Raw genomic sequence first — 10,852 nt, 5'->3', positions numbered from 1 at the left:
AGGTGAAGCGGTCGTCGCCGGAGCCGGAGACCGTGGGCGCGGGCCACTCCGCGCCGTCGGCGGGGGCGGCCCAGGGCTCGGGCGTTATCGGCGGGGGGACGTACCCGTGGCCGGGCGCGGCGAGGGGGCTGTCGCGCGCGAGGAGCGCGTCGACGCCGCCCTCGGGCAGCTTGACGAACGCGGTCGCGCCGTCGTCGTAGTCGCCCTGGGGCAGCGGGTCCCAGCGGCTGACGCCCTGCGGCGTGCCGTGTTCCTGACTGTGCTGCTCGTCGGTCACGACAGCGCCCTCCCCAGTGCTCGTCGGGCCAGCGCGGCGACGGTGCGCCGCAGGTGCAGTACGGCGGGCGGCAGCGGGGTGACGCTGCCGTCGACCTCGGGGACCGGGTCGGGGATGCAGGCGGCGGCGACGTACTCGCCGAAGGCGGTGAGCGCCTCGGGGACGAGCCGCCGGTTGTTGTCCCAGTCGATGAGCCGGGCGACCCACGCCTCGGCGTCCAGCGGGCGCAGCGGCATCGGGGCGATCGCGCCGACCGCGCAGCGCACGCCGCGCCGGGCGGGGTCGAGGACGAGCGCGACGGAGGCGGCGGCGCGGCCGGGGCCGGTGCGGCCGGTCGCCTTGAGGAAGACCTGGGGGGCGTGCAGCAGGGGCACGCGCACGTAGCCGATGAGTTCGCCGCCGCGCAGCATCTCCATGCCGGCCAGCAGGTGGGAGACGGGGATCTCGCGGCGCGCGCCGCCAGGGCCCGCGATGACGAGGGTGGCCTCCAGGGCGGCCAGCACGGGCAGGGCGTCGCCGGTCGGGGCGGCGGTGGCGATGTTGCCGCCCAGCGTGCCCGCGTTGCGGATCTGCGGGGGGCCCGCCGCGCGCGCGGAGGCGGCGAGGGCGGGGATGAGGGCGGCGAAGTCGGGTCGTCCCATGCGCGCGTGTGTGAGGCCCGCGCCGAGGAGGGCGTGGCCGTCCTGGTACTGCCAGCCGCGGATCTCGCTGATGCGGCCGAGGCCGACCAGCGCGGCGGGCCTGAGCTGGCCGGAGTTGACGGCGGCCATCAGGTCGGTGCCGCCCGCCACGGGGACGGCCGTGGGCATCGCCGCGAGCGCCGCGACGGCCTCGTCCAGGGTCGTGGGCAGCGTCACGGACTGCGCCGCCTGCGGTGCGTGCGTGGTCAAAACCGGCTGCCCCTTCCCGCGTCCACCTGGTCCCGCCTGTTGGCCGTACGGTACGTGCTGACAGGGCGGACGTGGCAACTCTGGCACATGTTCGCAACACCCGAGGACAGGGGTCCACTTGGGGATGTTCGCCCACCTCAGACCCGTTTTCCCCGACCGTCCCCACTCCGTGCGAATTGCCCCTCTTCGGTGACCCTGCGGGGGTTTCCCCTACATATCTGCTCCCCCTACATACCTACAAGCGCCCGCAGCGCACGAAAGCCTCCGGCGCACGCACACGCGCGTGGCCGGAGGCTTCCCGTCGTACCTGAGAGCTACTTCTTGCCGCCGTCCCCGTCCTTGTCGTCCCCGGAGCCCATCGACTCGTAGATCTCCTTGCACATGGGACAGACCGGGTACTTCTTGGGATCGCGGCCGGGCACCCAGACCTTGCCGCAGAGCGCGACGACGGGCGTCCCGTCGAGGGCGCTCGCCATGATCTTGTCCTTCTGGACGTAGTGCGCGAACCGCTCGTGGTCGCCGTCGCCGTGCGACACCTGCGGCGTCGGCTCGACCAGGGTCCCCGTACCGGTTCCGCGCTCGGGTTCGAGAGTGCTCATAGGCCCCAGGGTACTGAAGCTCACACCCGTCAGTTGAGCGAAGGGTCGTCCGGGTACGTGGCCACCATCGCCAGCTCGCTGCGCTGGCGTCTGAGCACCTCGCGCCAGAGCCGCTCGGGCGCCGGTGAGGAGACGTCGCCGGGCTCCGACTCGACGACGTACCAGGCGCCGTCCCCCAGCTCGTCCTCCAGCTGCCCGGGCCCCCAGCCGGCGTACCCGGCGAAGATGCGCAGCGAGCCGAGGGCCTCGGCGAGGAGTTCGGGGGGCGCCTCCAGGTCGACGAGGCCGATCGCCCCGTGCACCCGCCGCCAGCCGAGCGGCGCGCGTTCGCCGGAGGCGCCGCCGGGGATCACCGCGACGCCGAGCGCCGAGTCGAGGGAGACCGGGCCGCCCTGGAAGACGACGCCGGGCTCCCCGGCGAGGTCGGCCCAGCCCTCCAGGATGTCGCCCACGCCGACGGGCGTCGGGCGGTTGAGGACGACACCGAGGGAGCCCTCCTCGTCGTGGTCGAGGAGGAGCACCACCGCACGGTCGAAGTTCGGGTCCGCCAGGGCGGGCGTTGCCACGAGCAGCCGCCCTGTGAGCGAGGACACCTCGGTCATGCCAGACATGATCCCGCATCCGCCCGCCGCGTGGGGAGGCAATCCCGCGCGCGGGGCTCGGCCGAGAGCGTAAGAGCAGGCCCGGGGTGCGAAACGCGGCGCACGCGCGCGCGGGACGCCGGAAACCGACCGGTAACCACAAGTACCCGGCACCACACCGATCGTGTTGTGACACAGCCATGACGCTCCTGAGCGCCTCCGGGGCTTACGGCAGGGGGGTGAACGGCGATTACCCTTTCCCTTCTGGTCCCTGCCCCACTCCTCACTCCATGGAACGCGAGATACATGACCGTCAACGGCTCTGACGACGTACTGATAGTCCACGGCGGTACCCCGCTGGAGGGCGAGATCCGGGTCCGCGGTGCGAAGAACCTCGTACCGAAGGCCATGGTGGCCGCTCTGCTGGGCAGTGAGCCGAGTCGGCTGCGCAACGTTCCGGACATCCGTGACGTCCGCGTCGTACGCGGTCTGCTGCAACTGCACGGGGTGACGGTCCGTCCGGGAGAGGAGCCGGGCGAACTGGTGATGGACCCGACGTACGTGGAGAGCGCGAACGTCGCCGACATCGACGCGCACGCGGGCTCCAGCCGGATCCCGATCCTGTTCTGCGGTCCGCTGCTGCACCGGCTCGGGCACGCGTTCATCCCCGGGCTCGGCGGCTGCGACATCGGCGGCCGGCCGATCGACTTCCACTTCGACGTGCTGCGGCAGTTCGGGGCGACGATCGAGAAGCGCGCGGACGGGCAGTACCTGGAGGCGCCGCAGCGGCTGCGCGGTACGAAGATCAGGCTGCCGTACCCGTCGGTCGGCGCGACCGAGCAGGTGCTGCTGACGGCGGTGCTCGCCGAGGGCGTCACCGAGTTGTCCAACGCGGCCGTCGAGCCCGAGATCGAGGACCTCATCTGCGTCTTGCAGAAGATGGGCGCGATCATCGCCATGGACACGGACCGCACGATCCGCATCACCGGCGTCGACAAGCTCGGCGGCTACACCCACGCGGCCCTCTCGGACCGCCTGGAGGCCGCCTCCTGGGCTTCCGCGGCGCTCGCGACCAACGGGAACATCTACGTCCGCGGCGCGCAGCAGCGGTCGATGATGACGTTCCTCAACACCTACCGCAAGGTCGGCGGCGCCTTCCAGATCGACGACGAGGGCATCCGCTTCTGGCACCCCGGCGGGCAGCTCAAGTCCATCGCGCTGGAGACGGACGTGCACCCCGGGTTCCAGACGGACTGGCAGCAGCCGCTGGTGGTCGCCCTCACGCAGGCCACCGGGCTGTCGATCATCCACGAGACGGTCTACGAGTCCCGCCTCGGCTTCACCTCCGCCCTCAACCAGATGGGCGCCCACATCCAGCTCTACCGCGAGTGCCTCGGCGGCTCCGACTGCCGCTTCGGCCAGCGCAACTTCCTCCACTCGGCGGTCGTCTCGGGCCCCACGAAGCTCCAGGGCGCCGACCTGGTCATCCCCGACCTCCGGGGCGGCTTCTCCTACCTGATCGCCGCCCTGGCCGCCGAGGGCACCTCCAGGGTCCACGGCATCGACCTGATCAACCGGGGCTACGAGAACTTCATGGAAAAGCTGGTCGAGCTGGGCGCGAAGGTGGAACTCCCGGGCAAGGCGCTCGGCTAAAAGGGTTTCGGATACGACGATGGGCGGCCCTCCTGAAAAGGAGGGCCGCCCATCGGGTGTTTCGGCGAGGCGAGGCCGCTAGGGCTTACTTGCCCTTCGCCGCTTCCTTGAGCTTGCTGCCCGCGGAGACCTTGACGGAGTAGCCCGCCGGGATCTGGATGGGGTCGCCGGTCTGCGGGTTGCGCGCGGTGCGAGCGGCGCGGTGCGTGCGCTCGAAGGTCAGGAAGCCGGGGATGGTGACCTTCTCGTCGCCCTTGGCGACGATGTCGCCGACGACCTCGGCGAACGCGGCCAGCACGGCGTCGGCGTCCTTGCGGGTCACCTCGGCGCGGTCGGCCAGCGCGGCCACCAGCTCACTGCGGTTCATGTTGTTACTCCCGTGTTCTTCTTGCTGTTGGGGCGTGCCCTGCGGCAAAGCCTCGGGCACAGCGAAGCCGATACGCTCGCGCCCAGGGTCGCATCCTGCCCCTACCTGCGGCGCGAAAGCCAATCCGGCACCCGTAGGGGTCGTGAGAACCCCCGGGGGAGGCACACGAAAGGCGCCTGTTCGGCCGCAACCCTAGAGTCACCGCCGACCGGCCCCGTTCCGCGACGCGCCGGGCGCCGACCGTGGGAAGTCTCACAGACGCGACCACGAGGCGGTCACGAAGGCGACCGCCTCGGGGCATCGATAAGGTTACGACGCCGACGCGCCCGCGGCCTTCGCCGCGTCCCGCACCGCCCCGGCCACGGCGCCCGCGACCTTGTCGTTGAAGACGCTGGGGATGATGTAGTTCGGGTTCAGCTCGCCCTCGGTCACGACGTCCGCCAGCGCCTTCGCGGCAGCAAGCATCATCTCCGTGTTGACCGTGCGGGACTGCGCGTCGAGGAGACCGCGGAAGACACCCGGGAAGACCAGCACGTTGTTGATCTGGTTGGGGAAGTCGGAGCGCCCGGTGGCGACGACGGCGGCGGTCTGCCGGGCGACACCCGGGTCGACCTCGGGGTCGGGGTTAGCGAGCGCGAAGACGATCGCGCCCTCGGCCATCGCGGCGACGTCGTCCCCGTCGAGGACGTTCGGCGCGGAGACCCCGATGAAGACGTCCGCCCCGCGCACGGCCTCCTTCAGCGTCCCGGTGAGGCCCTCGTGGTTGGTGTTGTCGGCGATCCAGCGCAGCGGCGAGTCCGCGGGCGCGTCGACGAGGTCGGTGCGGGCCGCGTGGACGACGCCGTGGATGTCGGCGACGACGGCGTGCTTGACGCCCGCCGCGAGGAGCAGCTTCAGGATCGCCGTACCGGCCGCGCCCGCGCCGGACATGACGACCCTCACATCGGAGACGTCCTTGCCGACGACCCGCAGCGCGTTGGTGAGGGCGGCGAGGACGACGATGGCGGTGCCGTGCTGGTCGTCGTGGAAGACGGGGATGTCGAGGGCCTCGCGCAGGCGCGCCTCGATCTCGAAGCAGCGCGGCGCGGAGATGTCCTCCAGGTTGATACCGGCGAACCCGGGGGCGATGGCCTTGACGATCTCGACGATCGCGTCGGTGTCCTGGGTGTCCAGGCACAGCGGCCAGGCGTCGATGCCGGCGAACCGCTTGAAGAGGGCCGCCTTGCCCTCCATGACCGGCAGGGCGGCCTTGGGGCCGATGTTGCCGAGGCCGAGGACCGCGGAGCCGTCCGTGACGACCGCGACGGAGTTGCGCTTGATGGTGAGGCGGCGGGCGTCCTCGGGGTTCTCGGCGATCGCCATGCACACGCGGGCGACGCCCGGGGTGTAGATCATCGAGAGGTCGTCGCGGTTGCGGATGGGGTGCTTGGACGCCATCTCGATCTTGCCGCCGAGGTGCATCAGGAACGTACGGTCGGAGACCTTGCCCAGCGTGACGCCCTCGACGCCGCGGAGCTTCTCGACGATCTCCTCGGCGTGCACGGTCGAGGTGGCCGCGATGGTGACGTCGATACGGAGCCGCTCATGGCCGGACGCGGTGACGTCGAGGCCGGTGACGGAGCCGCCGGAGGACTCCACGACGGAAGTGAGGGCCGATACGGCGGTCCCGCCGGCGGGCACCTCCAGCCGGATCGTCATCGAGTAGGAGACGCTGGGCGCCGTTGCCATGGCCGACTTCCTCTTTCACCGTAAGGCTGAATCTTGCTGTCCGATGGTCGCACCTACCGCCGGGTAGGCGTTAGCCGGTCCGGAATTGCGATCCTTTTGTTCACGACGAAAAGAGGCCCACGTCACAGCTGACGTGAGCCTCTTTCCCCTTGTCTATGACACCGGCCCGCCATGCTCGCCTCGCGGCAAGTGGTCGCTCGAAGCGACTAAGGTTGGGCCCGGGGGCTTGGATCGAACCGGTGTCACGACAAGGCTAACAAACGGACGCCGACGAACCATTCCCGTCCGGGGAGTTCACCGGAATCTAGTCCCGCAGCAGGTCCGGCACCCCGTCCCCGTCCGGCTGGTCCCGCTCCCCCGACACGACCGTGAGCTGCTGCGTCGCGCGGGTCAGGGCGACGTACAGGACGCGCAGGCCCGCCGGGGACTCGTCCGCGATCTCCGCCGGGGAGACGACGACCGTCGCGTCGTACTCCAGGCCCTTGGCCTCCAGGCTGCCGAGGGCCACCGCGCGGTCGCCGAGGCCGTCCAGCCAGCGGCGGGCCTCCTCGCGGCGGTTCATCGCGACGACGACGCCCACGGTGCCGTCGACCTGGTCCAGGAGACGTCGCGTCTCCTCGCGGACCGTGTCGGCGAGCGTCCGCCCTACGACGCTGTAGCGGGGGACGATGCCCGTCGAGCGCACCGCCCTCGGGGACTCGGCGCCCGGCATCGCCAGCGCCAGGACCTTCGCCGCGAGGTCGGCGATCTCGGCGGGGTTGCGGTAGTTGACGGTGAGGGTGAAGCGGCGGCGGGGGCGGGTGCCGAGGGCCTCGTCGCGGGCCTCGGCGGCCTCGTCGGGGTCGGACCAGGAGGACTGGGCGGGGTCGCCGACGACCGTCCAGGTCGCGTGCCGGCCGCGCCGGCCGACCATCCGCCACTGCATCGGCGTGAGGTCCTGCGCCTCGTCCACGATGACGTGCGCGTACTCCACCCGCTCCTGCGCGAGCCGCTCGGCGCGCTCCCGCTGCGACTCCTCGCGCACCGGCATCAGCTCGTCGAGGCCGGTCAGCTGGTCCAGGGGGTCGAGGTCGCGCTTCTTCCTGGGCCGGGCCGGGCTGCCGAGGATCGCCTGGAGCTCGTCCAGCATCGCGATGTCGTGCACGGAGTACCCGTCCCGCTTGAGCGCCCGCGCGACGCGCCGCACCTCGCCGGGGTTCAGGATCCGCCGCGCCCACCGCCCGAGCCGCCGCTCGTCGGCCATCGCCGCGAGGACGCCCTTCGGCGTCAGCTCCGGCCACCAGGCGTCCAGGAACTCGATGAAGGAGTCCTCCGTCGACACGTCCTCGTCGAAGGAGAGCCGCAGCTCGGCCGCGAGCTCCGGGTCGGTGTGCCGGGTCGCCGCGCCCGACCGCTCCCACAACGCGTCCAGCAGCAGCTTCCGCGCGCGCGGGCGCAGCAGGTTGACGGGCGCGGTGCCGCTGAGCGCGGTACGGCGTACGTGGTCGAGGGCGCCGGCCTCCAGCTCCAGGCGCCGGTTGAAGGCGACGACGCGCAGGCGGGTGGGGGTACCGGAGGGGGCGTCGGCGTCGTCGCCGGAGTCTCCGAAGGCGAGCTGGCCCGTAGTACCCGTAAGACCCGTAGTACTTCTGGGGGACACTTCCAGCGCCCCCCGGGCCGCCTTCCGCAGCACCCTCAGCATGCGGTACGAGCCCTTGGCGCGGGCGACGGCCGGGGAGTCGTACAGGGTGGCCTCCGCGCCGTCGACCAGGGAGCCGATCGCGCGGATCGCGACCTGGCCCTCCTCGCCGAGGGAGGGCAGGACGCCCTCCGTGTAGGCGACCAGGAGGGGGGTCGGGGAGACGATCAGGATGCCTCCCGCGTAGCGGCGGCGGTCCTGGTAGAGGAGGTAGGCGGCGCGGTGCAGGGCGACGGCCGTCTTGCCGGTGCCGGGCCCGCCCTCGACGTACGCCACCGAGGCCGCGGGGGCGCGGATGACCAGGTCCTGTTCGGCCTGGATGGAGGAGACGATGTCGCGCATCGTGTGCGTACGGGCCTGGCCGAGCGCGGCCATCAGCGCGCCGTCGCCGATCGCGGGCAGCTGCGTACCGTCCAGGAACGCCGTCAGCTCGGGGCGCATCAGGTCGTCCTCGACGCCGAGGACGCGGCGGCCCTTGGAGCGGATGACCCGGCGGCGTACGACCCGGCCGGGGTCGACCGGCGTGGAGCGGTAGAACGGCGCGGCGGCGGGCGCGCGCCAGTCGATGACGAGGGGGGCGTACTCCTCGTCCAGGACGCCGATCCGGCCGATGTGGAGCGTCTCGGCGATGTCGGCGGTGTTGTCGTCCCTGATGACGCCCTCGGCGGGTTCGACGGCGGTGTAGGCGCCGTCGGGGCCCTTCTTGCCGTCCTTGCCGAGGAGCAGGTCGATCCGGCCGAAGAGGAAGTCCTCGAACTCGTTGTTCAGCCGGTTGAGGTGGATCCCGGCGCGGAAGACCTGGGCGTCGCGTTCGGCGAGGGCGCCGGGGGTGCCGACCTGGCCGCGCTGGGAGGCGTCGTGCAGCAGGAACTCCGCTTGGTGGATCTTCTCCTCGAGGCGCCGGTAGACCCGGTCGAGGTGTTCCTGTTCGACGCGGATCTCGCGGTCCCGCACGGAGTCCGGGGCGGTGTCCCGGTCCGGCGCGGGCGCTGATCTGAGCGCGGTCTCCTGTTGAGCCTGAGCGGCCACCGGGCCCCCTTCTGACGTGCTGGGCAGCCGTCAACCGTACGCGAAAGGGGGCCGGTGGTGGAAGTCACGCGCGCTCAGGCGTCGATCTGGACCAGCTTCTTCCCGCTCAGGGTGGCGACCTCGAAGTGGTCGATCTGGTCGGGCTTCATCGATGTGCCGCCCATGACGTACAGCGGGTTGCGGGCCTGCTCGGTCTGGGCGTCCGGGATGCCGTAGCCCCAGTTCGGTACGGCCCAGGTGGAGACGGTCTCGCGCTCGCCGTTCTTGCCGACGGCGATCAGGGAGCACTTCTCCGGACCGGTGACGTTCTTGAGCTCGACCACGGTCTCGGTCCCCCACGCCTTCTCGGCGTAGGCGACGGTGCCGGTGACCTTGGTGCCCGCGTCCGTCGCGGTCTTCTTGTCGGAGAGGGTGCCGAAGACGTCCTTCGCCGGGTTCGCGGAGGCGACCACACCCGTCTTGGCGCCGCCGTCGTCGCCGCCGGTCGCGGCCATCACGCCGAGCGGGCCGCCGATGATGAGCGCCGCTGCCGCCGCGACCAGGAAGAACGAGCGGCGGCGCTTGACCGCGCGCCGGTCGGCGACCTCGTCGACCAGCTTCTCGACCAGGCGCGGGCTGGGCTTGGCGGAGAGCGACTCGCCGATGGCGGGGGTGCCGGTGCCCGGGAGGTCCGCGAGCGCGGCGAGCATCGGTTCCATGCCGGCCAGCTCGTCGAGCTGCTGGGCGCACCATTCGCAGCCCGCGAGGTGGGCCTCGAAGGCGGTCGCCTCGGCGTCGTCGAGGATGCCGAGGGCGTAGGCGCCGACGGTCTCGTGCTCGTTGGGAGCGGGGGCTCCCTGCCTGGGGCTCATGGGTCCAGACATACCCGGACCACCTGTGCCGAATCCGCCGCCTTGTCCCCCGTACACACTCATCACGCCGTCACCCCCCGCTCCTCCAGAGCCAGCTTCATCGACCGCAGGGCGTAGAACACCCTGGAACGGACGGTGCCGCTGGGGATGCCCAGGGTCTCCGCCGCCTCGTTGACGGTACGCCCCTTGAAGTACGTCTCGACGAGCACCTCCCGGTGGGCCGGGGTCAGGTCGTCCAGCGCGTCCGACAGGGTCATCAGCCACAGCGCCTTGTCGATCTCGTCCTCCGCGGGGATGACCTCCAGCGGTGACGGGTCGACCTCCTGCGGCCGGGCCTGCCGGCTGCGGTGTCCGTCGATGACGATGCGCCGGGCGACCGTCACCAGCCAGGGGCGTACCGATCCGGTGGCTCGATTGAGCTGTCCGGCGTTCTTCCAGGCACGGATGAGTGTCTCTTGTACGACGTCCTCGGCGCGTTGGCGGTCTCCGGCGACCAGGCGCAGGACATATGCGAGGAGGGGTCCGGCGTGCTCCCGGTACAGGGCACGCATCAGCTCCTCATCAGGCTCCGAGGGCTGGGACATGCGATGTCGGGCCCTCGATCCACGTTCATTGGCCACGACGGAATCCTTGCGCACGCCCACCTCCGATGTCCGGGGGTTCCCCCAGTCGGTCGCTCCGCCACGAGTACGGGCGGGGGTTCCGGAGCGTTCAAGGGGCTCGACACTTTTCCTCTCGGTGCCGTGACGAGGTGGACATGGCCGCACATTCCCACCCGGGGTTCTTTACATTTCCGCCACATCGACAAGATCGCGCCACGTGCCCTGGCTCCGCACAAGTGAAACGGAGTGTTGTCGAAATCACTTCGACTGGTCCGGGGGATCGATGCGGCGTTTCTCGGCGAAAGGTTCATGTGGGACAGGGTGGGGGGGACTTGACGGTACGTCAGCTGTCGCGGGCGGGGTCTTTTCGCGCGAACCGGCGTCCACGGAGCGAGATTTCGCCGCGTGTCTTCTGGCTTGCCGTCGGCTGAACGGGAGTTGGTGGCGTCATATGCGATGCCGGTGGACTTGCAAGCACCCTTCTGTGCGACCAGGGGGCCTCCACCCGTCACACCGGCCCACCCGCCGCTCGGCCGGGGTGGCGAAAACCCGCCGCTGAAGGTGAGGTTCCGGGCGGGGATAGGGCGACTGGGGGCT

Annotated in this window: 9 protein-coding genes and 1 pseudogene; 1 reads left to right on the top strand and 9 read right to left on the bottom strand. The window is 71.2% G+C overall.

The annotated features are described in order from the left end of the window. From AOK24_RS20100 to AOK24_RS20085, 4 genes and pseudogenes are all read right to left on the bottom strand, one after another. A pseudogene (locus tag AOK24_RS20100) lies at positions 1–277 on the bottom strand ((2Fe-2S)-binding protein); the annotation flags it as partial. Beyond that, positions 274–1,167, bottom strand: a complete 894-nt coding sequence (locus AOK24_RS20095; protein ID WP_055721445.1) for an FAD binding domain-containing protein — start codon at positions 1,165–1,167, stop codon at positions 274–276. The pseudogene AOK24_RS20100 and the gene AOK24_RS20095, both read right to left, overlap by 4 nt. 314 nt (positions 1,168–1,481) lie before the next feature. Continuing rightward, complete coding sequence (locus tag AOK24_RS20090; RefSeq protein WP_055721444.1) at positions 1,482–1,766, bottom strand: DUF3039 domain-containing protein; 285 nt, start codon at positions 1,764–1,766, stop codon at positions 1,482–1,484. Between the two features lie 29 nt (positions 1,767–1,795). Further along, positions 1,796–2,368: a YqgE/AlgH family protein gene (locus AOK24_RS20085; RefSeq protein ID WP_055721443.1), complete on the bottom strand. Its 573-nt coding sequence runs from the start codon at positions 2,366–2,368 to the stop codon at positions 1,796–1,798. Between the two features lie 285 nt (positions 2,369–2,653). On the opposite strand from AOK24_RS20085, the gene murA reads away from it, so the two are divergent. Next, complete coding sequence (gene murA, locus AOK24_RS20080) at positions 2,654–4,000, top strand: UDP-N-acetylglucosamine 1-carboxyvinyltransferase (RefSeq protein ID WP_055721442.1); 1,347 nt, start codon at positions 2,654–2,656, stop codon at positions 3,998–4,000. Between the two features lie 85 nt (positions 4,001–4,085). Here murA and AOK24_RS20075 read toward each other — a convergent pair whose 3' ends face one another. From AOK24_RS20075 to AOK24_RS20055, 5 genes are all read right to left on the bottom strand, one after another. Beyond that, complete coding sequence (locus AOK24_RS20075; RefSeq protein WP_005486790.1) at positions 4,086–4,367, bottom strand: HU family DNA-binding protein; 282 nt, start codon at positions 4,365–4,367, stop codon at positions 4,086–4,088. Between the two features lie 309 nt (positions 4,368–4,676). After that, a complete protein-coding gene (locus tag AOK24_RS20070; protein WP_055721441.1) occupies positions 4,677–6,095 on the bottom strand; it encodes an NAD-dependent malic enzyme in 1,419 nt (472 codons plus the stop codon). 304 nt (positions 6,096–6,399) lie between these two features. Continuing rightward, positions 6,400–8,802, bottom strand: a complete 2,403-nt coding sequence (locus AOK24_RS20065; RefSeq protein ID WP_055721440.1) for a HelD family protein — start codon at positions 8,800–8,802, stop codon at positions 6,400–6,402. Positions 8,803–8,876: 74 nt separating this feature from the next. Then, positions 8,877–9,653, bottom strand: a complete 777-nt coding sequence (locus tag AOK24_RS20060) for an anti-sigma factor family protein (RefSeq protein WP_055721439.1) — start codon at positions 9,651–9,653, stop codon at positions 8,877–8,879. Positions 9,654–9,715: 62 nt separating this feature from the next. Beyond that, a complete protein-coding gene (locus AOK24_RS20055; RefSeq protein ID WP_010039908.1) occupies positions 9,716–10,237 on the bottom strand; it encodes a sigma-70 family RNA polymerase sigma factor in 522 nt (173 codons plus the stop codon). Positions 10,238–10,852 lie beyond the last annotated feature (615 nt).

The sequence above is a fragment of the Streptomyces niveiscabiei genome, assembly GCF_001419795.1.
Taxonomy (GTDB): Bacteria; Actinomycetota; Actinomycetes; order Streptomycetales; family Streptomycetaceae; genus Streptomyces; species Streptomyces niveiscabiei.
The sequence above is the reverse complement of the archived record's forward strand: the minus strand, read 5'-3'. Positions and strand labels throughout refer to the sequence as shown.

What these genes read in the sequence shown, in the direction of transcription:
- AOK24_RS20070 (WP_055721441.1), bottom strand. Translation starts at nt 6,095, where the DNA reads ATGGCAACGGCGCCCAGCGTCTCCTACTCGATGACGATCCGGCTGGAG.
- AOK24_RS20055 (WP_010039908.1), bottom strand. Translation starts at nt 10,237, where the DNA reads ATGTCCCAGCCCTCGGAGCCTGATGAGGAGCTGATGCGTGCCCTGTAC.
- AOK24_RS20075 (WP_005486790.1), bottom strand. Translation starts at nt 4,367, where the DNA reads ATGAACCGCAGTGAGCTGGTGGCCGCGCTGGCCGACCGCGCCGAGGTG.
- AOK24_RS20085 (WP_055721443.1), bottom strand. Translation starts at nt 2,368, where the DNA reads ATGACCGAGGTGTCCTCGCTCACAGGGCGGCTGCTCGTGGCAACGCCC.
- AOK24_RS20060 (WP_055721439.1), bottom strand. Translation starts at nt 9,653, where the DNA reads ATGAGCCCCAGGCAGGGAGCCCCCGCTCCCAACGAGCACGAGACCGTC.
- AOK24_RS20090 (WP_055721444.1), bottom strand. Translation starts at nt 1,766, where the DNA reads ATGAGCACTCTCGAACCCGAGCGCGGAACCGGTACGGGGACCCTGGTC.
- murA (WP_055721442.1), top strand. Translation starts at nt 2,654, where the DNA reads ATGACCGTCAACGGCTCTGACGACGTACTGATAGTCCACGGCGGTACC.